General features: G+C 39.1%; 17 protein-coding genes, 1 tRNA gene and 2 pseudogenes. 6 read left to right on the forward strand and 14 right to left on the reverse strand.

The window, feature by feature from the left end; genetic code table 11:
* The 4 genes from Q0E20_RS01930 to crcB all read right to left on the reverse strand — a co-directional run.
* Window positions 1-1,412 (reverse strand): filamentous hemagglutinin N-terminal domain-containing protein (locus tag Q0E20_RS01930; RefSeq protein WP_295995485.1); only part of this gene is annotated, 1,412 nt, incomplete at its 3' end.
* Between the two features lie 70 nt (window positions 1,413-1,482).
* On the reverse strand, window positions 1,483-3,180 hold the full coding sequence (locus Q0E20_RS01935; RefSeq protein ID WP_295995487.1) for a ShlB/FhaC/HecB family hemolysin secretion/activation protein: 1,698 nt from the start codon (window positions 3,178-3,180) through the stop codon (window positions 1,483-1,485).
* Between the two features lie 318 nt (window positions 3,181-3,498).
* Window positions 3,499-4,473 carry a molybdopterin-binding protein gene (locus Q0E20_RS01940; protein WP_295995490.1) on the reverse strand — a complete coding sequence of 325 codons (975 nt, stop codon included), beginning with the start codon at window positions 4,471-4,473 and terminating at the stop codon, window positions 3,499-3,501.
* 96 nt (window positions 4,474-4,569) lie between these two features.
* The gene (crcB, locus tag Q0E20_RS01945; protein ID WP_295995493.1) at window positions 4,570-4,947 is read right to left on the reverse strand and encodes a fluoride efflux transporter CrcB; all 378 of its coding nucleotides are present in this window, start codon (window positions 4,945-4,947) and stop codon (window positions 4,570-4,572) included.
* Between the two features lie 134 nt (window positions 4,948-5,081).
* Here crcB and Q0E20_RS01950 point away from each other — a divergent pair, with 134 nt between their 5' ends.
* Window positions 5,082-5,465, forward strand: coding sequence for a helix-turn-helix domain-containing protein (locus Q0E20_RS01950; protein ID WP_295995496.1), 384 nt, complete (start codon window positions 5,082-5,084; stop codon window positions 5,463-5,465).
* Between the two features lie 217 nt (window positions 5,466-5,682).
* Here the strand turns inward: Q0E20_RS01950 and Q0E20_RS01955 are convergent, their stop codons facing one another.
* Entirely contained in the window at window positions 5,683-6,405 is a 723-nt protein-coding gene (locus Q0E20_RS01955) for a GntR family transcriptional regulator (RefSeq protein ID WP_295995499.1), read from the reverse strand.
* Window positions 6,406-6,603: 198 nt separating this feature from the next.
* On the opposite strand from Q0E20_RS01955, the gene Q0E20_RS01960 reads away from it, so the two are divergent.
* Window positions 6,604-7,524, forward strand: coding sequence for a diacylglycerol kinase family protein (locus Q0E20_RS01960; RefSeq protein WP_295995502.1), 921 nt, complete (start codon window positions 6,604-6,606; stop codon window positions 7,522-7,524).
* 120 nt (window positions 7,525-7,644) lie between these two features.
* Here the strand turns inward: Q0E20_RS01960 and addA are convergent, their stop codons facing one another.
* A complete protein-coding gene (addA, locus tag Q0E20_RS01965) occupies window positions 7,645-11,466 on the reverse strand; it encodes a helicase-exonuclease AddAB subunit AddA (protein ID WP_295995506.1) in 3,822 nt (1,273 codons plus the stop codon).
* Entirely contained in the window at window positions 11,456-15,022 is a 3,567-nt protein-coding gene (locus Q0E20_RS01970; protein ID WP_295995508.1) for a PD-(D/E)XK nuclease family protein, read from the reverse strand. The genes addA and Q0E20_RS01970 overlap by 11 nt, the downstream gene beginning before the upstream one ends.
* Window positions 15,023-15,297: 275 nt before the next feature.
* Between Q0E20_RS01970 and Q0E20_RS01975 the strand changes: the two genes are divergently transcribed.
* Window positions 15,298-16,296 (forward strand): hypothetical protein, encoded by a 999-nt coding sequence (locus Q0E20_RS01975; protein ID WP_295995511.1) that lies wholly within the window; start codon window positions 15,298-15,300, stop codon window positions 16,294-16,296.
* Window positions 16,297-16,383: 87 nt separating this feature from the next.
* Here the strand turns inward: Q0E20_RS01975 and Q0E20_RS01980 are convergent, their stop codons facing one another.
* On the reverse strand, window positions 16,384-16,932 hold the full coding sequence (locus tag Q0E20_RS01980; RefSeq protein WP_295995516.1) for a GDSL-type esterase/lipase family protein: 549 nt from the start codon (window positions 16,930-16,932) through the stop codon (window positions 16,384-16,386).
* Window positions 16,933-17,062: 130 nt separating this feature from the next.
* Between Q0E20_RS01980 and Q0E20_RS01985 the strand changes: the two genes are divergently transcribed.
* Window positions 17,063-18,037 carry a hypothetical protein gene (locus Q0E20_RS01985; RefSeq protein WP_295995519.1) on the forward strand — a complete coding sequence of 325 codons (975 nt, stop codon included), beginning with the start codon at window positions 17,063-17,065 and terminating at the stop codon, window positions 18,035-18,037.
* 86 nt (window positions 18,038-18,123) lie between these two features.
* On the opposite strand, the gene Q0E20_RS01990 is transcribed toward Q0E20_RS01985, so the two are convergent.
* Window positions 18,124-19,350, reverse strand: a complete 1,227-nt coding sequence (locus tag Q0E20_RS01990; RefSeq protein WP_295995522.1) for an MFS transporter — start codon at window positions 19,348-19,350, stop codon at window positions 18,124-18,126.
* 1,085 nt (window positions 19,351-20,435) lie between these two features.
* Between Q0E20_RS01990 and Q0E20_RS01995 the strand changes: the two are divergent.
* A pseudogene (locus tag Q0E20_RS01995) lies at window positions 20,436-20,729 on the forward strand (IS3 family transposase); the annotation flags it as partial.
* 127 nt (window positions 20,730-20,856) lie between these two features.
* Here the strand turns inward: Q0E20_RS01995 and Q0E20_RS02000 are convergent.
* Window positions 20,857-21,018, reverse strand: a pseudogene (locus Q0E20_RS02000) (IS630 transposase-related protein); the annotation flags it as partial.
* 86 nt (window positions 21,019-21,104) lie between these two features.
* Entirely contained in the window at window positions 21,105-21,977 is an 873-nt protein-coding gene (gene nadC / locus Q0E20_RS02005) for a carboxylating nicotinate-nucleotide diphosphorylase (RefSeq protein ID WP_295995525.1), read from the reverse strand.
* Window positions 21,978-22,311: 334 nt separating this feature from the next.
* On the opposite strand from nadC, the gene Q0E20_RS02010 reads away from it, so the two are divergent.
* On the forward strand, window positions 22,312-22,548 hold the full coding sequence (locus Q0E20_RS02010) for a hypothetical protein (RefSeq protein WP_295995528.1): 237 nt from the start codon (window positions 22,312-22,314) through the stop codon (window positions 22,546-22,548).
* Between the two features lie 551 nt (window positions 22,549-23,099).
* Here the strand turns inward: Q0E20_RS02010 and Q0E20_RS02015 are convergent.
* From Q0E20_RS02015 to Q0E20_RS02025, 3 genes are all read right to left on the reverse strand, one after another.
* A tRNA-Ser gene (locus Q0E20_RS02015) sits at window positions 23,100-23,188 on the reverse strand.
* 142 nt (window positions 23,189-23,330) lie between these two features.
* Entirely contained in the window at window positions 23,331-24,284 is a 954-nt protein-coding gene (locus Q0E20_RS02020; RefSeq protein WP_295260298.1) for a magnesium transporter CorA family protein, read from the reverse strand.
* Between the two features lie 152 nt (window positions 24,285-24,436).
* Window positions 24,437-26,566: a heavy metal translocating P-type ATPase gene (locus tag Q0E20_RS02025; RefSeq protein WP_295995534.1), complete on the reverse strand. Its 2,130-nt coding sequence runs from the start codon at window positions 26,564-26,566 to the stop codon at window positions 24,437-24,439.
* Window positions 26,567-26,724: the final 158 nt, after the last annotated feature.

A 26,724-nucleotide genomic window follows, 5' to 3' on the forward strand; every position in this document is an offset into this window, starting at 1 on the left:
CCATTTATAGAAAGTTGAAGATTCTCACGAGTATGAATAACAACCTTATCTTTTGGAATTTGCTCATGATCTAAATAGATTCGTTCTTCCGATAATTGGTATCGCTTAATGCTACCAGATGGTGCTACTTCGTTTTTAATATGCTCTTTTCCACCTACCGCTACACGTTTAAGGGTAATCCCACCATTTTTATTGTCTACAGATTTAGCATATAATGCACCACCTTGACCAAATTCAATGGTAGATGCTGTATTTACAATACGATCTATCTTACCAGACACAGTTCCTGTAGAATCCATCGTTTTACCAAGTTGTAGTTTTCCTTCGGCTTTAATCACACTACCATCTGTATTGACAATCGAATTGGTTGCTATAGATAAATCTTTTTGGGCAATCATAACAGGGGCATCTTTAGTCTCTGTGTTCCCCTTTTGAATGACAGAATCAGTGTTAATCTTAGCTGTATCCACATACAATTTACCACGATTCATCTGTTCGAAACTTTTTGTAGTAACATCTGCATCTGTAGCAGCGATAGTACCTGTATTTTGCAATTTGCCAGTACTATCTATGGTTAACTTATTTTGTGCAGATAATACGCCTTGGTTATTCACACCAAAACCATCATTGGTGCCAACTAAATACATACTATTGGCATACATGCCACCAATAGTCGCCACATCAAGACCAACTTGACTAGATTCACCAGTTTTATGAGCATTCGTAACTTTACCAGAAGAATCTACGGAAATGTCATTCTTACCCGTTACAACTTGAGAATCTTGTGCCCAAACTTTACCATTAAGCTGAACAGCCTCAGCTAACATATCTGTACGTGCTGTTTTCGATGCATTAAGGCCTTTTTCACCTACTGTGATACTACCTCGTTGGACTTGATAGCCTGTAACACTACCGTTATTAATAATTGGATTCCCCGTTGTTAATGTAGCACTATTAGCATTGATAAAGGTTCCATTATTAACAGAAATCCCATTCGGGTTGGCAATAATAACATGGGCCTTATTGCCGGCCACTTCAAGGGCACCATTCATAGATGTTGCACCCGTACCCGTTACTTCATTTAAAATTGTATTCGCTGTAGGTCCGACTAGATTCGGATTTCCCATAATATAACCTGCCAGCTCCGTATTCACAGGACGATTGGCATTATTTAAAATAAGCCCTTTAGTATCTACATTAAATGCATCATATTGGTTATGGGATAGTCCTTTATCATTAGGCGTATTGATATTGACTACAGTCATACCATTACGCGCCTCTTCTGTTTTAGGCCCCAATGCACCTTGAGCAGGTACAACAGGATTGGCTAACGCCATCGGAATCCATGGCGCAGAATTTGTGGCAAGCAACGCAGCAAAGATTGCCATTGTCGTATGTTTTCTAATATTCATATTACGTATCTCTCCTAAGTATATAAAACAATATGTATTATGTATCTATATCACTCTCTATGTACAACACTTAAAACTGATAACTCCCTCTAAACGCCCAAACACGGTTATCTGTATTAAAGCCTTCTGGTTTCTTAATTGGCGTCCCTAGTGATACATCATAATTAACAGCTTCACCAACAGTGCCTCGTACACCAATGACACCGCCAATCAAGGTAGTACCTAGTTGAGTTTCTGTAGATGGTCCCCATACATGACCAATATCTATTCCTATATAAGGTGTAATCTGTTGTTTTCTAAATGGTAATGACCATTCACTTTGTACATAGTACCCAGAATCACCTCGTAGTGTTTCTTCCCCACTAAATCCACGTACCGAATACCGTCCACCAATACTAAACTGGTCCGTAGTAAATAAGCGCTGATTCGTAAATTGACTTCTAAAGCGCATCGAGAATATACCTTGCTTATGACCGATTCGTACTCCCGTTTGAATCTGTCCTTCAACCCCAGCCATTTTATATAGTGTAGTTGGATTATCTGCTAAACCTTCCCAACTTCGTACCTTAGCACCTAATCCTTTAATACCTTGACGATAAAATACATACATATCACTCACTGTATTGCCTCTATATTGGCGATGAGATAATCCTAATTCTACCGATGTGGTATGTTGTTCTTGAACACCGATTTCTACATCATCCAGATAATTATGACGAGACTTATGATTAACTTTAGCAACAACTGATGTTTTCGAACGACTAGTCCTATTTAGAACCTGCTCTACTGATACCTCTGTACCTTGTGTGGTACCAGCCGAACGAAATGCATTTGGCATAAATACCAATTGATTATAGCTATACTTATACGTAGATAATCTATACGTACGATTGCCATCGGGAATTGTATAATTAACCGCATATTGCTTTGATCCATGACCATCATCATGGCGGCTTATATCTTTAGTGAAATTAGCTGTAAACGTATCATTAAGGCCCAGCAATTGACTAAATGATAAAAATACAGTGCCTTGATACTCTCCTGTAGCTTTATATCCAGAATTATCTAAGATAAATGAGCCATGCACAAATCCTTTTTGTTCTACCGTAAGCTTAACGATAGAGTGTAACGGCTTGGTACCTGGTTCAATGGTCATCTTTATATCTTGACCAGGTACGCTACGCATCTGATCAATCCCTTGTTCTAACGCTTGACGTCGTAATACATAGCCAGGTCGTACAGGGAATACACTCCGCCAATTTGTTCGTGCATTTGGATTTGTAAGAACAACATCTTCAACATAACCCGGTAAAATCTCAAAGGTTAATGACCCTGAATGTAAATCTTGATTGGGTACAACTACTTGGCTTGTTACATATCCATCTGCTAATAATTGTTCTTGTAATTGCTTTTGAAGGAATGTGACCCCATCCGACCCGATTCGATTATGCTCATACGCCTCTAACCGGTTCTTATATTTACGAAATACGGGCTCTGTCGATGTAATAACAATATGATCTATAGGAAATGAAATCGCTTCCTTTGGTAATGCCTTCATAGGAGCACTACTAAGACCAACATAGGCTGATTCTGAACGCAACGAAGCGGCCCCAGTCATTGGTGCTTCTGCGCGTTGACGCAACGAAGCATCGGCTCGGGCCGCTTCTTGTTGTATAAAAGGGGTAGATACATCGGCTGCCATGCTAGGCAATGTGCCACATGTGGTCAGCAAGCCAATACAACTTGCTGCAATACGTACAACTCTCATAAATTCCTCTCCTTTCTCTATGTAAATTATATATTAAACTTAACTTTTTTTTGCAACAAAATATTAAATATTATTTATTATTTTTTTAAATATTATATCTATATTAGATAACTTAACCTTGCAAAAATCTTCTACGTTTTATAATTCTCAGAAACACTATATATAATAAAATTAAGAAATTGTATAATAACACAAAAGGACTGTAGCGAAATACGGTTTTACCGCATTTCGCTACAGTCCCTATTTTAGGTATATTTCTTATTTTATTTAGGTATACACACTTCTATTACATAGATAAGATATATCTTTAAATCTATCTTATCCCAAGAATCCACCATGACCTAGTGCAATACAATCTTCTTTTGTAATCTCATCGTCTGCGATGAGGCGTGGCACGATTTCATCAAAGGCTGTTGGTTTGCTAAACAATACACCGCCTGGTACACCTAGAATTGGCGTGCCATCAGCACAGTACGCAATGCACACCATGGAACCTGGCAAGACAGGAAGGCCATAGGTTACAACGCGGTCAGCGTAGCGTTTAATGGCGCCTGGTGTCAAATCATCTGGATCTACGCTCATGCCGCCGGTACAGAATATGATGTCTGCGCCCGCCTCTTTCACCTTGTTGATAGCTGCCACAATATCGTCTGTGTTATCTGTGACGATTTCATGGGCGATTTTTTTGACCCCAAATTCTGCGCAACGCTCTTCAATGATAGGGGTGAAAGCATCTTTAATGCGCCCTTCAAATACTTCGGAACCTGTTGTAACGATGCCCATTGTTTTGCGTACAAATGGTTTTATGTTTAAAATAGGACCACCAATTTTTTGAGCCTCTGTTATTTGTTGTTCTTCTAGCAATAATGGAATACAACGCATACCAGCAATTTTATCGCCCGCTTTCACAGGCGTATTATTCAATTTTGTAACGATAGTCAATTCACCGATGCTATTGATAGCGTATAGTTTATCTACATCGACCTTGAGTAAGCCATCAACATCGGCAATAGCCTCAATTTTACCTTGTGCCATGGGACCCTCATGCATATAGTTTCCCTTAGCAATAGCATACAAAGCTCTTGCCACATCTTCTTCGTGTAAGAACCCTTCATCTTCTGGTTCCATTACATAAATATGTTCTTTTCCTAAATCGAGCAGTTTAGGAATGTCCTCTTCTGTAATTACATGACCGCGGCGGAATGGTGTATCTTTTACCTCACCGATGACGATGCGTACAATATCGTGTACCAAGGCATGTCCTACGGCATCTTGCACTCTTATGTCTTTCATAATCTAACCTTTCAACATATATATTCCATGTATATCAACCGTAATATGTAGCAATATATTTACTATATCATATGAATGATAGCGATTAATATGCAATTATGCACATACGAGTTTAGCAATCCACATACCGATGGCACAAAGAGCTAGACCACCAAGAATTTGTACCACCCCATAGAATAGAACATCAGTAAAATCACCCGCTGTCAACAGCTGCAATAGTTCAAAAGCAAATGTGGAGAACGTCGTAAAAGCCCCAAGTCCACCAACAACTAAAAAGAACCGAACCCATTGAGGCCAATCCGGTCTACACACATAGGCTCCTAAAATAATGCCTATGATCAAACAACCGATTAAATTGACCGTTATCGTACCAAAAGGATAAGGCCCCAATCGTGCCATTACCCATTCACCTACCACCGTTCGCGCTAGTGCGCCTAAAGCACCGCCACAGGCGATAGCTATATATTTTTCCATAAAAGGCCTCCATAAAATTAACATTTCGTGTAATTATCATATATACATAATAATTATCATATATTACGTATTAGTCAACACTGTATTTACTAAGTATACTAAAAGCACAAGGTAGGAATCAGAAAGGAGGTCCTATGAAAGATCCTACTCTTACAATGCCTGCCTACCGGCGGAATCATTATCAGGACCCAAAATTTCAGCAACAGTATATGTGCTTGGGTCACAAAATATCTACGCTACGAACGTCGATGGGCATTTCACAACGACAACTGGCCGATGTCGTAGGCATTAGTCGTAGCTATTTAAGTAAATTAGAATGTGGACACGGTATTTCAGGCGCGTCCATCGAGGTGGTTTTTAAAATCGCCTATTGCCTCAATATTTCTACAAGTCAATTGCTACATCTTCGTATGCAAGACTATAAATCCTGTAATAAGCATCTTTCAAAACACTATGAAAGAGCGAAAATGTCCCAACTAGCACATCAGCGCTTTTTGGAATTAAAAAAACATCTCTAATTCATAAGACGAGTATATGAATAGAGATAATACTAAATGTTAATCATTTTACTATGCATCAAAATAACCTTTTTTATAAAATGAAGTAATAAAATTATAGTAATTCCTACTAACACATACGACATATATAAAATATAACCCCTTACAATATCTTATATATGACTTTGCAAAACAAAGGACCCTAAATAGGGTCCTTTTTATATATCTATGTAGTTTATTATACTTCATTTAAATTCTTATCTTGTAACTCTGCATTGGCACGTTTAAAGATAAATGCATTATTGATGTGTTGACGCATTGCATTTTCTGCGGCTACTTCGTCATGACGTTCAATGGCATCTACGATATGATCATGTTCATCGTCACAATCGTGCGTACGCACCTCATTGAAAGAACTTAAATACATATCGCGATTTACCCGTTCACGGAAATCAGCTAAGTAATCAACAACACGATCATTGCCAGAGAATCGAGCAATCATACTATGGAATCGGCTATTAACCTCTACACGTGCCGTTGCATCTTCGATTGCATGCATTTCACGACATAAGGACTTAAGCTCTTCCACTTGTTCTGCTGTGGCATGACGAGCACATAAACGGGCTCCCAACCCTTCCATAACCTCACGACATTGATAAAGTGCCACAATTTCTTCCGGTGTATCCGCCTTAACGGTAACACCTTTCCACGGCACAATAACAACAAGATTATCTTTTGCTAATTTTCTGAAAGCTTCGCGAACTGGCGTTGCACTAACTTTAAGCTGTTCTGCAATTTTAACTTCATTTAATTTTTCTTGTGGTAATAACTCGCCTGTTAAAATAGCCTGCTTCAAAGTTACATAAACTTGTTCACTTAGTGGCAATCGTTCAATTGAATCTACAGCGGAAAAATGATACACATCTTTCGGTTCTTTTGTACCCTTCACGTCTTTTGTCATACTTTTAGCCTAGGTCCCCTCTAACGTTTACATACTTTCATACTTTCAATGAACGTTTAAAATGAGTATAATAGAATGTAAGTATCTTTATATACGAATATATGTATATAATAGTTATATTCACTATAATTATAAGTCCCGCACATATGACTGTCAATTTCCAGATAGTCTCAGTTTGAAAGTAAGGAAGTTACCCCTATGAGTCGTTGTTTGGTTATCATTAACCCTATATCTGGCGGTGGTGCCGCACGCCGATACGCACTTGATTTACAGTGGAAATTAAGCACTTTTTTTGACACAATCGAAGTAAAATTTACAACAGGCGCTAATGATGCAACCCGTTTTGCAAAAGCCGCTTGTGAAGATGGTTTCGATGCTGTTTTTTGCATGGGTGGCGACGGCACTGTCAATGAAACTGTCAATGGTATCGCTCAAGGTGGTTTTAAAGTAACCTTTGGTTTTATCCCCGTAGGGACGGTCAATGATATGTCTCGTGCTTTAGGTATTCCTCAAAGACCATTAGAGGCAATTCGTCGACTCGATATCAACCAAGTTCGTTCCATCGATATTGGTCGCTGTAATGAAAAATACTTCTGTAATAATATAGCGGCTGGCGTCATTCCAAAGGTTATCGAAGAAGTGACACCAAAAGAAAAATGCATCCTAGGTCCACTAGCCTACTTCTTACGTGCTGGTCAAGCTCTATTTACTACAAAAGACTATACATATCGTATTCAAACAGAAGAGGATGATTTCATTTGCAAATCACCACTTGTATTGGCCCTACTCACCAACGTGGTATCTAGCTTTGAACGTTTTATGCCAGAAGCTTCCGTAGATGACGGCTATATGCGTCTCGTCATCTTTAAAGAATACTTTATTCTTGATATCTTCAAGGTGTTACCGCTCATCTTAAGTGGTGCTATCTACAACTCTAGCAATACCACTACATTGACAGTCAAGAAAGCTCATATTGAATTATTGAGCAATACAGATAATCTACCAACCAACATGGATGGTGATGCAGGTCCTTACATGCCTGTAGACCTCGAAGTATTACCTCGCATCCTAAAGGTATTTGCACCTACCAAACACAAAAAGAAAAAACCACTTCTTTAAATCATAAGAAGCCCCTTTACCGATACTCCAGTATGATATGTACCCCCTTTACTGGACAACCAGTAAAGGGGCTTTTTCATGATTCTAAACGACTATATCTTACTAAGCAGCTTTTTTCTGTTATAACAGAACGGCTTCATGTAAGTAGAAACTATAAATATAACTTGCTTTAACAGGCATATTAGTTAATGTCTCTAGAGCCTCCTTATAAAGGTCCATTTGTATTTTATATCGTCGAATAAGCTCATCGCCACTCTTAACGCGATCTGTCTTATAGTCTACAAGAACCCATTGATCATCTTCTACAAAGGCCGTATCAATAATACCTTGTAAAAATAATCGTTCTCCAGATTCTACATCAGGATATACCCGATTGCCATCAAAGAGCATACTAAATGGCAATTCCCGTTCTATCCGTTTTGATGTAATGAGACGCTTACCAATATCCGAATTAAAAAATGTATATAAGCTTCGATCACTTAAGACACTACGCTCATCATCGCTAAACTTACCTTCTGCTTGCAAAGAATCGAGCATATCTGTCATGGATTGTTGTGTATACGTTTTCACTGGCAACCACTGCATCGCTTCATGCATCAATGTCCCCCATTGCGCACCCGTTACAATTTCCTCTGCATCAGCAATGGCCATAGGTTTACGGCCAAATACGGAGTCGGCTATCTCTGTTTCACTAATAGCAGGAATTCTGCTATCTACTATGGCAGCCTCATCAGTAGTATCATCAGCGATCCCACAGGATGGTACCGGTTTCTGCTGTATTGATACATCTGTAGCCGACACTGCCTCCGCATCACGTTCAGCAAATCGCCGTTTCAACTCGCTAACAGAAATCTTAGCCGTCGTCTTGGCGGCTACAAGATTTGGATAAGTGAAAGCAAAGCGCTGTACGATTTCCTCTGGCAATGCTACATCATTCACCTTACCTAAGGCACGTACAGTATTAATAGTTGTTTCATCCACATCAGCCTTATAGTCTAAATCTCCATAAAGAGATCCATCATGAATTTCTACCTTCACCTGACATTGACGGTCTAACAAATCAAAATTTGTAGCGCCCTCAAGCTCAATGATATTGCGGAGTGGGGCTCCTCCAGTTAAATGACGGGAGAAGGCAATAAGTAGCCAATGTAAATATGAATTACCGGCTTTAATTAGATCGGCACCTAATGCTTGGGTCTGCGTCAAGGCCGCATGTTTTATATGAGCGCCAACGCCCTTTTCCTTTTTGATTTCCTTGTTAATATATCCGGTCAAGAATAGTTTATCCCGTGCCCGTGTCAATGCAACGTAAAGGATACGCTGTTCTTCGGCTTTCATGGCATCTGATTTGATGGATTTACAATAGAGCCACGGCATGGAGGGATAGGATACACGAATGTCTGGGTAATAGCCCTTTAATCCGATACCGCCATTTTTATCGACTAATAACGGAGAATTAAAGTCCATAGTATTGAATTTCTTTTGTACGCCAGACAAGAATACAACAGGGAATTCAAGGCCTTTACTCTTGTGAATAGTCATAAGGCGCACCACGTCATCTGCTTCGGTAACTACATTGGCAACGGCCATGTCTTGGTTGCTATCGCGTAAACTTTCCACAAAACGAAGGAATCTAAAGAGACCTCGGAACCCAGAGGATTCAAAGCCCTTAGCCCGTTCATAGAGGGCCATTACATTGGCGCGTCGCACGAGGCCATTCGGCATGGCGCCAACGTAGTTCACGTAGTCCAAGGTTTCGTAAATATCCCACAACAGATCTGCTACACCATGACGGCGAGACAATGTACGCCAATGCTCGATACGAGCGATGAATTGAAGCAATCGTTCATCTTGCGCCTGATTTGCGTAGAGAGGCATAACAGACCACAAAGAGCCATCACCGGTAAGGCGCAATACCCCTAGTTCATTTGCATCGAGACCTACAAGTCCTGAATGCAATACGGCGGCCATCGGCAAATCCTGCTCAGGATTGTCGATAATTTGTAACAAGGACAAGAGCAATTGGATTTCTTGTGCCTCAAAGTAGCCATCTCGTTCATTCACAACGGCCGGAATACCTGCTTGACGCATGGCCGCAACAGCTCGCGTGCCCCATCCTGCGAGAGAACGGCGCAATACGGCAAAGTCACGCCATTGAATGTGACGGAACGAGCCATCCGCATTTTGCACCTGTTTCTTTGAGGCGTGCAATTCCTTGATTTTTTGAATGATGAAATCTAGTTCTCGTTCATTATTCTCCGGTTCATCGCCTACTGCTTCGGAATCACTATCTGTTTCGTCAGAATGATTTGTATCACTCGTGTCCAACAGATGTAATTCTACAGCACCACCCACCCAATCGGAAGGTGCATCTTCTACGATACGGCCCGGTATAAGCGATTCTTTTTCACCATAATCAAGCTCTGCGGCCTCTTGGGTCATGATTTGGTAGAAAATAAAATTCGTTGTGGTCAAAATATTTTCGTGAGACCGGAAATTCTTTGCCAAATCGATACGGCGCTCTACGGCGTCATTCATGAGCCCGTATGTATTATACTTATTCATAAATAACGAACTATCCGCCATACGGAAACTATAAATCGCTTGTTTCACATCACCTACATAAAAGCGATTATCTTTTTTAGAAATTAGGTTGATAATGGTTTCTTGTACACCATTCGTGTCTTGATATTCGTCCACCATGATTTCTTTGAACGTATCTTGTAACTCAAGGGCTACTTCGGATGGTTTTGGATCATCTTCGGTACTAGGTTCCACAAGGAGTGCCAAACAAAGATGTTCCAAATCGCTAAAATCCATAATACCTTGCTCTTTTTTAGCCTCGTCATAAGCTTTGTGAAAGGCGATAGTCAATTCTACAAGATTATGAATGAGCGGATATTGGTCTTTAAATTGCTGTTGCAAAACGGATTCATCAATATGGAATAGACCGTTTTTCATACCCTTTAAGCTATCCTTGTTTTGAGAGCCTAGCGATTTAAATTCGTCTGCTAACGCACCATCGACTTCGCCCTTTTCTAAGGCTTTGCCAAGGCTTGTAAAACTTGCTTTTGTAAAGGTATCTAAGTTACGGCATACGTCGACCATATCGGACCAGGTCTGCGCCCCTTTTAATTGGGCTAATGCGGCTAATTGTTCTTGGTACACCTTGTCCCATTTCTTAGGGCCTACAGGGCTTTCAAGCAAAGGTTCCATCAATTCGATACGGTCTGCAATGCGATTGATTTCAGCCTGTTGATCATCCCACATAGCCCTTCCCCATAAGGTATCTCGTAAATCTTGCTGTTGAGCAGCCTCATACGGTTCTACGGCATAGCGCATCCATCCATCAGGATTCGATTGAGACATAGCGAATTCATAGAGACTGAGCACCTTATCTTGCAATCCTGCATCTGATTTATCATCGCTAAAGAAATCGGATAAATCAAAGATGCCATACGCATTATGTTCATAAGCCTCTTTCAACAGATTCTCTAATACCTCTTGTTTTAAAAGGGCCATTTCCGCTTCATTGCCGATGCGGGCCGTCGGAGGTATATCGAGTTTATAAAAATAAGAGCGAATCACCCACTGACAGAAGGAGTGCAATGTCGAAATATGCGCCGACGGCAATAAATTGAGTTGTCGCTCTAGGCGCGCTTGCAACACTTTGTCATCGGTAGACTCCATAGCTTTAGCCAAGGCCACACCAATACGAGCACTCATTTCAGCAGCAGCTGCTTTTGTAAAGGTAACAACCATCAACTCTTGTACAGACAAAGGGTTTTCCATATCTTTTAACCGCGTAATAATGCGTTCTACAAGAACTGCCGTTTTACCAGAACCAGCAGCAGCGGCAACGAGCAATGTTTGAGCCCCTAAATTGCTATCTTTTGGAGACATAATGGCAGATTCCTGCTCCGATGTCCATTTAACGCCCATTGTCGTCACCTCCACTTATAGAACTATCCTTATTAACACTTTCACCTAGCAACTGAGCATCACTCGTCACCATAGATTTAGAAGTAGCATTCGATGCTACATTTTCAGAGGTGCCATTAAGAACTTCATGCATCTTTTCCAGTGCAGTTACCTCATTTAGAGAACTTAAATAATTGTATTGATTACGTTCATTATCAAAGCGACACACTGTCTTATAATCACAGTATGAACACGGAATCGCCTTATTCAACTGATAGGGAGCAATAGGGAATTGGCCTTTGCCGATGGCAGAACCGGTGTCCGCCATAATTGATTCGGTATAACGACACATGATATCAAAATCTCCGGCGGATTTAACAATTTTCATATCCCCAGAATGAATGGTTCCTTTTCCGGTAATGCGAACAGGCACATATGGCCCCTTGCTCTTATAGGTAAGCAATTTTTCATCCATTTTTTCTAGCATATCAATATCATCTGTAAAATAGCCTTTATTGTTAAGGGCCCCATTTATATCTGCTAAAGCCTTAGCTTCATCATAGGACACAGGTTCGCTGGCTGGGGTTCGTGGATTTTTCACATACGTGTACACAACGGCTGCAGGTATCATCGGCTGATTATGATGTTTTTTATAAGCTGATTCCAATGCCAATAAATAGGTCATTAACTGTAATTTCAAACCATAATAAATTTCCTGTGCATTCACCGATGTACTACCCGATTTATAGTCGATAACCATGCCGTACGTATGACCATCACGTTTGTATTCATCAATGCGGTCAATTTGCCCGACTAGCCGTAAATAGCGGTCATCTCCAAGGGATACCTTAATGGAGTCCCATCCATTGGGGCGTCCAAAATCTTGTTCTAAATACATCGTATCAAAGGATGATCGACTAGACCAATCTACAAGGCGCGATACCGTTTTCTGCAACGTTCTAACAATACGCTCTTCAATAGCCTTATCATAGGCAGTTTTTTCATCCTCATCATAGCGATTTTCTTCTAATATATCCGATGCTACACGAGCACATAATTCATGTTGTGCTGTTTCGTCTAAATCACGCCATTGCTTATGCTCGGATAATAATTGTGTTCCTAAGCGCTCCAAATTGGCATGTAAAAAGGTACCAATTTCAGGCGCTCCAAAGGAACGAACCTTTCTTGGTTCTAATTGTAATCCATATTGTGCATAAAACTTGAATGGACATTGACGATATTTTTCAAGGCGCGTTACGGATCCAGACATATACCCCTTCTTTAAGAATAGACCATTCACTAAGTCCGGAGAAATAATAGGAACATCATTATTATCTCGAATACCACGGCTCACAGCCTCTAAACGAGGTCTATAAGCTACATCATTACGAGCCCAGTTATAAAGGCCCCACCATAATGGTGATACCGCTACGCCGCTAAATAAGGCCCCCCAACGCTCAGATAAAAGGGATAGACTTTGGTATGGACGCCATAGGTATTCGTCCTCTGTGCCCTCTTGAATGGTGAAAGGAACCTCTATAGGTGCCGTACAGAAACCGAGAGATTGTAATCGTTTAATGACGAGGGAACTTTCAAGTCCTTCCCCTTCATCATTAGAACCCGCATAAGATATGGTTAAATGCTGCTCGGCCCGCGTCATCGCTAAATAGAGAAGGAAATTCTCATTAAAAGCCTTTGGCAAAGCACCTTCTGCAAGAACGATGCCAGCCTCAGCAAGGGCCTCCCGTTCTCTATCCTTGATTAAACCTTCATCACCCATATTTTGTGGGAATACGCCTTGATTAAGCCCCATCACATAAACCCGAGGCCAAGATTGGCTATACGCCCGTTCTATGGTTGTAATCGCTACATGATCAAGGGATGGAGGAATCATAGAATAATGCACATTATCAAGAGCCTCTTCTAAGAGGGCTATCATTTCATCCAACGTCAAGGTTTCTGTATCAGTGAGGATCATCATCTCATCAAGGAATCCGATGACAGCATTATACATTTGCTCATGACTAGCCTTAGACTCTAAATCACCATCTCGCTCAGCCTCTAATGACCATTCATAGAGACGCTTAGGCACTTGTAATTTATCAAGAACTGCATAGATGTGTTGACACCACTCTGCACCTGTATGAGCTTCGCTAGACGTAGCAAAATCGAACCATGGTATAAAAATATCCATAATGGTCTGTCTCGATGCATTCACACGCTCACGTCTCGATGCATCCGGTTGTTCCTCTTCTGAAAGCCCCGCTACACGGCGCATATAGGACCAAGTATCCCGTTCCCACTGTAAATGATCGATACCAAATTCGAGCACGTAGTTTTCTAATTCATCCACGGCCTCGCGAGTAAGAGGTGTTAAATCCGTTTTCAATAAACGGAACATGATGTCACGACTATAACTATGCTTAACAATACCAAGCAATTCCGTCATCAATTCTCCGAGCGGATGATTGTTCATAGGTCGTTGACGGTCTCCAAAATGAGGAATCCCATAGCGGGTAAATACCTTCTCTAATGTGTCCCCATAGGTCTCCGACTCACGGAGCATAATACATACATCGCGGTAACGTGCATTAGGACTACTTTCAATATAAGAAAGAATATCACGAGCCACCCAATCGGCTTCACGTTCCCGATTATAGGCACTCACAAGAGGTATATATGCATCTGTAGTATTTTGTTTGCCATGAAAGAAATGCTCCTCTAAGCATTGCAATACAGGAGTCCCTCTGTGCCCATTAAAGCACTGAAAGGATAGTTTTGAACCATATTCTTTATATAGATTTTCTAAAATTTCAACGGAGCGATTAAAGATACCATGATGTCCTGTATTAGCAACCAATATACGTTTTGGATCAGCTGGCAAATCAACGGTGATGACCGATTCCACAGCAAGATCAAATAGCATGTATAATAGTTCAAAATGAACCGGTGTAAACCAGTGGAACCCATCTACAAAGACATGACAATTTTGCATCAATGGAGATTGTGGTAGTGCATGAACTAAATCCATAATAGGATCTCCATCAATTTGGCCATGAAGCTGCAATTCCTCTTCATAGGCAGACATACATAGTGCTAATTCTCGTAGTTTTTTCTGTAATACCCCATTCGATACGTGTTGTGCACCTGATTCTAATTCATCAGGGCCAATGCGGAATGAACGAAACTCGGAAAATAAGCTTTGCAAAACCGATGAAAATTCTGGTCGTTTGGCAGCTTGTGATAATAGACCTAATTCAGCGCCCTTTCGCTTCATTACAAGACTCAATAGCATAGAGCGTCCCAATTGGGATATACTCTGTTGCTGTGCCTTTATGTTACCTATCGATTGATATACCTGATAGGCTAAACGACCAAAACCGACAACTCGAACTGCTGTAAAACCTCCTTGGGGCATAAATTCTGCAAGTTCTCGCTCAACACGATAGGTGGCTGGCTCTGGTACTAACAAAATAATGGTATCACCAGGACATTCGGTTATGACCTGCTGAATACGCTCATATACAGCACGAGTTTTTCCCGATCCAGCGCGACCATAATACATGGTAATGCTCATACTACCTCCCATAATTGCGTCTGTATTTAGTCATCCCTAGGACCAAATATATAGCAGTATTAACTTAATTTCATATAAATTATAGATATATATACTATTGTACACTATGAAAAATTAAAATTGTATTTTACAAATTTTGATTTTTCCCTTATTCTGTTTACAAAAATTAAAAAAGTTAAATTTATTTATATTTTATTTACAAATTAACACTTATCATGTATAATGAAACTTAAATGAAGTGTTATTTGTAAAATGTAAGTTTAGGAGTCTTTATTATGAATAAAAAACAAATTGCAACGGCATTTGCCGTATTGGCAACAACAACATTATCTTTTTCTGCTTTTGCAGCATCTATGGACGCTAATGCACGTGCTTATGAACGCGCTGCCGCAGAACAATCACAATATCAATATGCACCTGTAAACAGTGCACCTGTTCCACAAGCAAGTTATGTGGCAATGCCTCCACGTCCTAACTATACCCCATTACCAGCTGTTCCTTATACTGCAGGTGATATGAGTCAACAAATGCCTGTTTCTAAAGAATTAGGTGACCCAGTTTTTGTGGCTCCTCAAACAACAGCTGTAGGTATGCAAATTATGGATCCAATTCCAAGTCCTAATGCTCCTCTACAACAACCTGTAGATGCTCCTGCTACTCTTACTTTCAGCAAAAGTGGTAGTGGCTATATATCCTCTTACAGAAATAACCAATTAAATGCATTTGATGTGTTATTAAATGGCCATTCTTACACATTTGATTTACCAGCTTATACAAATGGTTACCAAGTAAAAACTGCAAGTTCTTATAACCGTGCAGGCAATGGTCTTGCCAATGTATTTACAACAAATGTAATTACGGAAGCAATCGTAAACAACACATCTTTACGTGTCACTGTTAACATGACACAACCTACATCCGTAGCAGCTTCTAAATTACGTGCCATGCAACAATCTGGTCAAATCTCTGTAGGCGAAGTTTCTACATTGTTTGCTTATAATGAAAGCTATGATGGTGTAAAACAAGCTGCTAATTACGATGTATACAACAATAATGGTCGTTTCATCGTTGTAAAATCTGGTGCAGTAACAGTGCCAAATGGTGCACAACACCCATATGCAACAGCTATGTTTGCAATTACTGATGATACAGTAGCCGCTGTAACCGTTTCCGGTAATAGCAGTGAAACTTATGAACTTGTTAAAGGCACTGCTTACGCTATCGCTGCTTCTGCAAGATCTGCTAACGACAAAGTATCTAGACAAAGTAAATAATTGACCTCCAGTGTATGACGACTATTAAATAGTATGTCAAGCACTCTATATAATAAAAGGCACTTTCATGATGAAAGTGCTTTTTTATTATAATCGTGTAAATGTTTCTAATGCTTTATATGCCATCAAACGATAGCCTCGTTCATTAGGATGAACTTCACCAGCAAATACAATTTGACCGATTTGATCAGCTTCATTAAGAACAGAGTAAAAATCAATGGTTTTTAAATTATACTCTGTAGCATAGGCTTGTAAACGACGGTTTACGTCTACTACAACGTGATTAAGGCCATCCATTTCACTATCAATTTGTGTCTCAAGGCCAATGATAACATGACCCTTCTCACTAGCTATTATAATTGCTTTTATAAGCTTACTATATACATAATCACTATCTCTATTTTGCAAAATATCATTCGTGCCACACATAATGCATATATAACGATCATCTTGATAGAGCTTATCGATACACCAAGTTTCTAAATAGTTAATCAAACCTTGTACCGATAATCCATCTATACCGTGATTTTCCATGTGATACGTAGGTAATGCAGCATGACAGAGTTCAACCCAGCCAAGGCCTTGTCGTACATCATACCCACGGGTGATACTATCACCAAAACATATTATTTCCATCAATTCCTCCCTGTACATTAATTCATCTACATTGTAAAATATATATGTATAAAGTACAATATGTTACTTATTTTCATGTATTCTTAAGTACACTATGGTACACTTTCTTCACATGGAGAGGAGAATTATAATGAAATATTTATTAGCTCTCGTGGGAACCCTATTGTGTACCTCGCAATTGGGCTTCGCCATATCACAATACGAAATAGAGCAAAAACCAAATCAATATCAATTAGCTTATTCTAGTGACACAGAACGTATGTATATTGACCTTAGCTCAATTCATACAAAACAAACTGCTTCCAATTATAAAACGGTACAAGCACGTCTATTGAGTGTATACCAAAAAAATAATGTAATTGCAGACTACGATACGAGTTTTACATTTTATAGCCAACAGCCTAATGCACCAGTAACAATGACCGCTTGGAAAATCTCAAAGCCTGCATTCTATGCTGAGAATGGTTATCCTATCGATACATTTCCACAACAACGCTTAGCCAAGGATTATGGCCAACATGTGGCAGCACCTAATAGTCCTTCACAACGAATTGGGGAATATATTTATAACACATCCAAAGAAATGGAAAAAATTACCTATACTTACGACAACCCATATATTCCACCTCAAGTATTTCCACCTGTAGTTGATCAACAAATACAGACCGCATTATTTGGTCTTATGCCACCTACAGAGGCTGTTATATCTACACCTATGGATCGTGTTATCCCTGCACCTCCATCACCTCCAACAAGAATGCAACCTAGCTTACAACCGGGACATGTAGGAGGCCCAGAACTTGATAGTTTAGGTGATCGCGGACGTTTTTCACCTAAATTTAATGCATTCCAACCTAACAAATTCCAACAAGTTCACACTATCGCACTATCTGATAAGCAAAGTGCCCCTACACCACAGGGATTTAGAGACAATAAAAATCGTGATATTAAAAATCGTAACAGCAATAGTCAAACGGGCATCAGTCGTGATAAATATTCTTCAAATGGAATGAATCACGATAGTGGTAATCGTACTGGTGGCAGTCGTAATAACGGCGGTCATGGTAATGGAAACCATGGTGGCAATGGTCAAGGACCTCATTAATGTCAATTTGATAAAAACTTCTAACGTACAAAAATCCTCCTCATCTATAACGATGAGGAGGATTTTTTGACTTTCATAAAGGCAATTTATTTTTTTAGTCTTACAAAAAATAAAGCAATAGAACCGATAACAGGAGCAATAGCCAATGTCATCAATGCCGATTGGTAACTACCTGTTGCTGTTAGCATACTACCTAAAATCATAGGTGCTAACATAACACCAATTTGATTAAATAGATTTACAAATCCTGCAGTAGTACCTCTCAAATGAGGTTCTGCAGATTGCACAACTAGAGCATTCGTCAGCGCACTGTGCATAAATGCACCAATGCCAAGAATTGGACCTGTAATAAAGAGCATATCAGGATTTGTCGTACTAGCAAATAGTAATAATGCCGGTGCAAATAAGAACATAACTAGCGCCGTTAAATGATTTTTCTTAATTGGCAAGATATCAGATAAAATACCGATAGTCGGCTTCGCAATAAGTGCTGCTAATCCAAATGCAGACATAACATGCCCCGCATAAATCGCATTAACACCAAGTTGTTTAACCATGTACAAGTTTGACCATTGAGCCACCGCCCATGTAGCACCGGTAGCGAAGAAGCCGGCAAACGCAAGGCAGCGAATATTGCGATTTTTTAATACATGAATCAAGTTTTCCTTTAAAGATGGTTTTTCCCCCTCAGGAATCGCGTCGACATGTGCTTCTGCTTCACGTTGAGCTAAGATTTCAGCACTTGGCTTACGAACTGTAAAGTAGCTAAGTATAAAGATAAGAACTGGCAACATAGCAGTTAAGAGGAATGCATTTTGCCAACCATAATTCGTTGCTACATAAGGGGCATATAAATTTACAGTCGCCACCCCAAGCGATGTACAAGACATAAAAATACCGACTGCTGCACCACGTTGATTAGGACCAAAATAGTCTCCAATCGCACTCAAACAAGATGCTTGCACCGGACCAGATACAAGGCCTAATAAAAAACGTAATACCCATCCATAGGTGTAATTATCAATGGTACTCATCAAAGCAGTAATGATAGCCATTGCTAGCAAGCTCACCAAGATGGTATACCGATATCCAATACGGTCTGCTAAAATACCACCTGGTAATACCATGATGGCATAGCCCATATAAAAAGCAGACAAATAAGCGGTCCCCATTTGAGGGGTAAAGTGTAATGCTTCATTAACAATAGGCATCAAAGATGCCCAAGATAATCGCATAACAAAACTGATCAAAAATGTTAGCCATACGCTAACAAGAATTAAAATCTGAGTTCGTGAGAAACCAATTCTACTCATACGAGCTCCTTTCTATGAAAAACAACATATAAAGCTATCATACTATAAATAGAAAGTTTTTTCCAAACACAAGGTATAAAAGATATCACAACACAAAAAGCCATCTAGAAATGATTATATGATTATCACTTCCACTAAGGATATGTTATCGGAAGTAATTATTTTCCTATAACTGAAAAGCATAAACCATCAATGAGAATGAGTGAACAACGAACACTTTACAAAACTATTGATAAGCTGTAATATAATATATGACTAAAGAAAGAAATAATTTGCATCGCTTAATGCAAAAGAAAAAAGACGGTACTGCGAATACCGCCTTTTTTATATGTGCTAGTTACTTGCTAAAGTATCTATCTAGCCACTTACAAAGGAAGTAACACTCATAATATAGCATAGAAATAAGTCCCCCATTCTAAAAAAATGGGGGATTTTTATATATTAGATGCTTTCAACAAAACACAATATTTCAGATACCTTAAAAACTAAGAAACCGAATATCCTAAAAAAGGGCTAAAGAAAACTAAGGTTTACTATTAATAGAATGTAATAGCGTTACAAACCTGTTACATCAATGTTACATTACTGTTACATCAAAACATACCGCATTAAGCGGTTAAGAAAAGTTAAGGTTATCTATTAATAAAGCATACAAAAAAGCAGTACTACTAACGTTAAGGCACAGAGTGGCAATAGCCAAGCGGCCAGTCATACGTCTAGTAGTACTGCTTTTGATACTATAAGTATAAAAGACATCGTAAACATCGTCAATAATAGAACCTATAGCTAAATTCATACAAAGCTATTAAACATATATTGACATTTGTTAACATACTCTAATATATAATAAGAACCCTCTACCGATTAGATAAAGGGTTCTCTATAGTACTATACAAGGCACGGGCTCCAATTGCCTTACCAAGTATAGTAATATATCAAAAGAAACGAGCAACAGGCAACAAATGGCCCAACCGGTCTCTAAAGATTTATATTATACAAATAGTATAGCACAAATACGAGATTAAAGCTATTTACTCTTTCATATTCTTTAATAGTCATTGAAATTCATAAAATTGAATGGCATTAAAGGACGGATTGCACCTAATCGCATTAAGCGTAGATTCCATTGTAGTCAACCACATCAAAAAATTACTACAGATACAACTGAATTTAAGTATTATGAACTAGATGCAAATGGTGCTTTGAAAGTCAGAAAACTATACTTAGATCCATTTATGGATTTATATAATCTTGAAATTATCAGTTTTAGTATAAGTCCTACACCACCAGCTGAGTCCATACTTTCAGCACAACAACAGGCGATTGAAAACTATATTATGTATTACAATACTAAACGAATTAAGGAACGATTGAACTAGCTAAGTCCAATTGACTATCGTTTAGTTACTACTGCAGCATAAAAAATTCCGAGTAACCAGTTTAGGTTACTCGGAAATAAAAGTCTAACTTTTTGGGGTCACTACATCTTGTTCATAGTAGATGTGGTTCTTTTCTTCGAGTGTAGCCTATAGCTTTGAACGCATAGTGGATGGCAGTTGGATAACAGCCAGAGTCAGAAGCTATTTCAGTCAAATAAGCATCTGGATTGTCAGTAAGATAGTTTTTAAGTCTATCTCTATCAACTTTTCTTGGTTTTGTTCCTTTTACTATATTTGAAGAGGCGTTTAAACTATCTGACATAAAACTCGTTCTAGAGGAAAGACATCCTTTAAAAAGTTAGTTTATTTTGCAACTTAGACATCAAGGTAGGTTAACCCCTTCATGGAAAAATCAAGACTCTTAGCACTATGGGTTAAACTACCACTTGAGACGTAATCAATCGCTAAACCACGAAAACGGCTAATAGTGGTTATATCAATATTTCCAGAACATTCAATCCGAGAACGTCCTGCAATTAGGGTAATGGCCTGTTCAATCTCTTCCAATGACATATTATCCAACATGATAATATCAGCACCCGCCACCGCAGCTTCTTCGGCAGCAGCAAGGCTTTCCACTTCCACCTCGACCATTTTCACAAAAGGGGCATAGGCACGCGCTTGAGCAATTGCCTTTTGAACACTACCTACTGCCGCAATGTGATTGTCTTTTAGCATGATAGCATCTGATAAATTAAAGCGATGATTATAGCCACCGCCAACTCTCACGGCATATTTCTCAAAAAGACGTAAATTAGGAGTAGTTTTTCGAGTATCAAATACCTTAATGCAATCATCGCCTAAGGCTTCTACATAAGCAGCTGTCATCGAAGCAATCCCTGATAAATGTTGTAAAAAATTCAAGGCAACGCGTTCACATGTTAAGAGACTTCTCACCGAGCCTATGATTTCTAAAACCAAATCGCCACTAGTCAAACGATCCCCATCCTTAAATTGATGAGGATTCTGGAAGGTCACCTCGGCATCAAATAGGGTAAAAACCCTTTGAAAAACGGTTAGTCCCGCTAAAACACCAGCTTCCTTGGCAAAAAGCGACACCTTGGCTTGGCCATGATGATCAAAAATGGCATTAGTACTGTAATCTTCGGAATGAATATCTTCTCGCAAGGCTGCTTTCAATGTATCATCTATTTGAAAAGGGGTTAAATCAGTTGAAATAATTGACATCACTAAGTCCTCTATTTTTAATATCACTTGTAAGTACTAGAGGCAATTACTATTAACTTCCATAGGAAATCACAAACCTGAATACCTCATTTTTAATTCTAACAAGTGTCAATACAATTATCAAAACAATTGTATTTTTTTTGTGCATAATAGTCAAGTACCAATAGTTAAGCTAGCTGTGGTAGAGTCATACTTAACTAGTAAATTATCGTATCGGCAAATTGCATTACAATACGGGATGAATAATCCTTCATTAATAGCTCACTGGAAATCGGAGTTTATGAAATATGGGGCCAATGCTTTTGTCGAGCGACCGAAAGGACGAATACCTACCATGAGTCGAACAGATGAAAAAGCAAAGATTACCACACATACTAAATCTCGTAACCAAAAGAAGAAGAAAGAATTAACACCAGAGCAAGCTCGTATTTTAGAATTGGAAAAACAATTACGTTATGCTCAAATAGAGAATGCCTATTTAAAAGAATTGAGGAGATTGCGCCTCGAGGACGCTCGAAAAATGAAAGAGCAGCAAGAATCATTAGCAGTCTCCGAAGAGAATTCAAACTAACTGAGATTCTTGCTGCCTTACATTTTCCAAAAGCAACATATATGTACTGGCAACAGCGCTTTGACCGAGTAGATCCAGATCTACAAATACGAATAGCTATTAAAGCTATTCGTAAAGACCATCCTAACTATGGATATAGAAGGTTGTTACCCTTGTTACAATCACGAGGTATTAATTACTACAGATACAACTGAATTTAAGTATTATGAGATTGAACTGGCTAAGTCCAATTGACTATCGTTTAGCTACTACTGCAGCATAAAAAATTCCGAGCAACCAGTTTAGGTTACTCGGAAATAAAAGTCTAACTTTTTGGGGTCACTACAATAACCCAAAGGGTTTTAGAGATGATTATGTGATTTTGAAAACATTATATTTACTGCTTTCCCCTCTATTCTACCACATAAATTTTAGGGGGCAAAAAAGGGGGCAAATTATACTTAACTTATAGACTACTTATGAATATCTAAGAGTATCAATAAAGCAGTTATTATCTAGCTTTATTTACTCTTTCATATTCTTTGATAGTCATTGAAATTCATAAAATCGAATGGCGGAGAGGGTGGGATTCGAACCCACGGCCCCTTGCGGAGTCACTGGTTTTCAAGACCAGCTCCTTAAACCACTCGGACACCTCTCCATATTGATATATTATAGCAGATTTTTATTAGAATATGCAACAATTGGATATCAACAGCTTAAGATATCTCAGTATCAAAACTATAACACAGCAAAAAGCTGGCTATGTGCCAGCTCTTATTATATGTATTTCAATATAAATATCAAAAAAGATCTTTTTTCCACATACCAATAATAGCCACAACAGAACAGACTAATGCTACAATAACTACTTCATAGAACCCATTCGGATCCTCTTGGAACGGCAATGGTACATTTGTCCCCCACAAACTAAATACGATAGTTGGTACTGCCATAGCAATTGTTAGTGTGGCTAGCATCTTCATAACCATATTAAGATTGTTAGAAATGATAGATGTGAAGGCATTCATCATATTCATTAAGATATTAGAATACATTTCAACCATCTCAATGGCCTGTTTATTCTCAATAATTACGTCTTCTAACAAATCTTCATCTTCTTCATACATCTTAAGAAGATGTTTATAAGAGCTGTGTCCACGCAAACGTAATAACCGTTCCATAACCGTTCCATTAGTACGCAAAGCAGATGTAAAGTATGTCATAGATTTCTGTAATTCCAACAATTGGAAGAAATCTTTGTTCTTTGTTGTATGACGCAATTGAATTTCGATATCATCTGTACGACGGTTGATTTGTTGCAAATAGCGCAAAAACATGGTCGCTGTGCGATATAAAATTTGGAACAAAAACCGTGTTTTTTTGAAGGTATAAAAAGTTGAAATTTGATTGGAAATAAACGGATATAGTACTTCAGATTCTTCAAGACATACAGTAATAAAGAAATCTGGCGTCAAAAAGATACCAAGTGGTACCGTATCATACATATCATTACCACGAACAACTGGAATATTAATAACAATAAAGATATAATTGTCCTCTAACTCCACGTGAGAACGTTCTTCCATATCGAGGGCGGTCTTTAATACATCAGTAGGAATTTCCGTTAATATATTAATAAGGGATAACTCATCGGGGTCTGGGTTCACCAAATTTACCCATGAACCTTTTGTGGCATCTGATACCGTGTAATCGGCTACTAATTCTTCTTCTATGTGCTTGTACACTGTAATCATGCTATCCCTCCTTCCGAACAGTAAACTTTATCTCATCTTTAAAATTATATACTATTTAGGTGCACTATTCAATTCTCTTGTGAAAGTTTTCCATAGAAAAACTGCTCCTCATTGCCTAATACAATGTAGGAGCAGTTTATTATCTATCAGTATTATTTTCTACTCAAGATGCGGACAGAGTTTAAGATACAAAGGATAGATACGCCTGTATCGCCAAATACAGCCCACCACATGGATGCATAGCCTAAGATGCCAAGCAACATGATAAGGATTTTAACAGCAATGGCGAATACAACGTTTTGCCAAGCCACGCGCAATGTTGATTTGGACAAATCAAGAATATGTGCAATAGCAGTCAAAGATGGACGCATGAACACAACGTCGGCCGCTTCGATAGCCGCATCAGCACCGCTACCCATCGCACCACCTACGTCAGCACCAGCAAGAACTGGCGCATCATTGATGCCATCGCCTACGAACATAGTAGGACCATATTCAGAGCGAATATCTTGAACAACGGACAATTTATCTTGAGGCAATAGTTGAGCACGTACTGCACTTACACCGGTTTCTTTGGCGATATAGTTAGCGCTTGCTTCAGCATCACCCGTAAGCATAACAGTTTTAATATCTTGACGATTAAGATCAGCAATCGCTTCAGCAGAATCTGGACGAGCTTCATCGGCGATGATAATACGGCCAAGGTATGTATTACCTTCGGCTACAAGAACTTCTGTACCGTATTCAGCAGGTTCTGTTGGATAGCCTTGTACATCATAGCGTTCCATAAGACGACGGTTACCAACAAGTATTTGTTTATCTTCCGTCGTGCCTACCATACCTTCACCAGCCAATTCTTGAACAAAATCGGAAGGTTCTACTGTAAGGCCTTGATTCTTTGCTTCAGCAACGATACTTGTTGCAATTGGATGATTAGATACGGCTTCGATAGTTGCCGCCATGGATAACAATTGAGCACTACTTACATTAGACGCTAGAGTTTCAACATTGTGTACTTTAAATTCACCAGATGTAATAGTACCTGTTTTATCAAGAGCTACTGCTTTCACATTAGCCAATGCTTCGATAACACGACCACCTTTAAGCAAGATGCCATGTTTAGATGCGTTACCAATACCGGAGAAGAACGCAAGTGGCACGCTTAGTACCAATGCACATGGACAAGAAATAACAAGGAATGTTAAGGCTGTATAAATCCATTTATGCCATTCGCCAGTAATGAGGGATGGAATAATCGCAACAGCAAGGGCAAGAGCTACTACGATTGGAGTATATACACGAGCAAAGCGCGTAATGAATTTATCGATTTTAGGTTTCGATGCAGCCGCATTTTCAACAGCATCAAGAATTTTAGTAACCATGGATTCTTCTAGAACCTTATCGACGCGCATCGTAATACGGCCAGTTTCATTGATGCAGCCAGACATCAATTGTGTACCTGGTTCTGCGCGAATAGGTACTGGTTCGCCGGTTACAGGAGCCGTATTGACGCGAGTTTCACCTTCAAGAATCGTACCGTCTAGAGGAATCAAATCGCCAGGACGAACTTCAATAGTCCAGCCCACCTCAACCTTTTCAGGAGCCATAACTACGATTTCGCCACCGCCGCATGTATCTACAACGCGTACCTCTTGAGGACGCATATCAACAGCGTTCATGATTTCTGTACGGCTACGTTCTGTTGCTTTTTCTTCGAAGAATTCACCGATACGGTAGAATAAAATAACACCAACCGCTTCAGGCAATGCATCGATAGCAATGGCACCTAATGTAGCAATAGACATCAAGAAGTTTTCATCAAATACTTCACCCTTTAAGATATTACGCGCTGCTGTACGCAATACAGGGAATGCAAGGAGTACATAAGCAACGTAGTAAATTGGAGTTTCAATGCTCTCTGGCAATCCGATGGATGGTACAAAGGAAGTCAATGCTTCATAGATCATAAATAATAGACCTACTACGATAACTGCAATTGTTACAGCGTCATTGTCCTGATTGTTATCACGGCCATCATCCACAGCCGCTTTAGATTTACGTTCGTAATCAGCTACTGTTACGCCCTCTTCGATAGCATCACAGATGTCTTGAATGTCACGCTTAAGAGCCTCACGGTCCTCCCAAGAACCAGTTAATTTCAATTGATGAGTAGCAAGTGTAAAATTGGCTGTCTCTACCACATCCATTTTACGGATGCGATCTTCGATTTTGGCTGCACAATTAGCACAGTTTAAATCTTTTAGAAGTAATATTTCTTCCATGATATCTCCTTTATCTATATGTTACATCTTACCTATACGTATCCGATTTCAGATTGTATTAAAACAAACATATGAATATCTGTTCATATGTCTATTTTAATAAAACACATCAATTATGTCAATAATATTTATCAAAATACATTTACTAAAATAGCATA

This window comes from uncultured Veillonella sp. (assembly GCF_934230905.1).
Lineage (GTDB): Bacteria > Bacillota > Negativicutes > Veillonellales > Veillonellaceae > Veillonella.

Bases quoted from the DNA above. Each gene is read 5' to 3' on its own strand.
- Q0E20_RS01935 (WP_295995487.1), bottom strand. From the start codon at position 3,180: ATGAGAGTTGTACGTATTGCAGCAAGTTGTATTGGCTTGCTGACCACA.
- Q0E20_RS01940 (WP_295995490.1), bottom strand. From the start codon at position 4,473: ATGAAAGACATAAGAGTGCAAGATGCCGTAGGACATGCCTTGGTACAC.
- crcB (WP_295995493.1), bottom strand. From the start codon at position 4,947: ATGGAAAAATATATAGCTATCGCCTGTGGCGGTGCTTTAGGCGCACTA.
- Q0E20_RS01950 (WP_295995496.1), top strand. From the start codon at position 5,082: ATGAAAGATCCTACTCTTACAATGCCTGCCTACCGGCGGAATCATTAT.
- Q0E20_RS01955 (WP_295995499.1), bottom strand. From the start codon at position 6,405: ATGACAAAAGACGTGAAGGGTACAAAAGAACCGAAAGATGTGTATCAT.
- Q0E20_RS01960 (WP_295995502.1), top strand. From the start codon at position 6,604: ATGAGTCGTTGTTTGGTTATCATTAACCCTATATCTGGCGGTGGTGCC.
- addA (WP_295995506.1), bottom strand. From the start codon at position 11,466: ATGGGCGTTAAATGGACATCGGAGCAGGAATCTGCCATTATGTCTCCA.
- Q0E20_RS01970 (WP_295995508.1), bottom strand. From the start codon at position 15,022: ATGAGCATTACCATGTATTATGGTCGCGCTGGATCGGGAAAAACTCGT.
- Q0E20_RS01975 (WP_295995511.1), top strand. From the start codon at position 15,298: ATGAATAAAAAACAAATTGCAACGGCATTTGCCGTATTGGCAACAACA.
- Q0E20_RS01980 (WP_295995516.1), bottom strand. From the start codon at position 16,932: ATGGAAATAATATGTTTTGGTGATAGTATCACCCGTGGGTATGATGTA.
- Q0E20_RS01985 (WP_295995519.1), top strand. From the start codon at position 17,063: ATGAAATATTTATTAGCTCTCGTGGGAACCCTATTGTGTACCTCGCAA.
- Q0E20_RS01990 (WP_295995522.1), bottom strand. From the start codon at position 19,350: ATGAGTAGAATTGGTTTCTCACGAACTCAGATTTTAATTCTTGTTAGC.
- nadC (WP_295995525.1), bottom strand. From the start codon at position 21,977: ATGTCAATTATTTCAACTGATTTAACCCCTTTTCAAATAGATGATACA.
- Q0E20_RS02010 (WP_295995528.1), top strand. From the start codon at position 22,312: ATGAGTCGAACAGATGAAAAAGCAAAGATTACCACACATACTAAATCT.
- Q0E20_RS02020 (WP_295260298.1), bottom strand. From the start codon at position 24,284: ATGATTACAGTGTACAAGCACATAGAAGAAGAATTAGTAGCCGATTAC.
- Q0E20_RS02025 (WP_295995534.1), bottom strand. From the start codon at position 26,566: ATGGAAGAAATATTACTTCTAAAAGATTTAAACTGTGCTAATTGTGCA.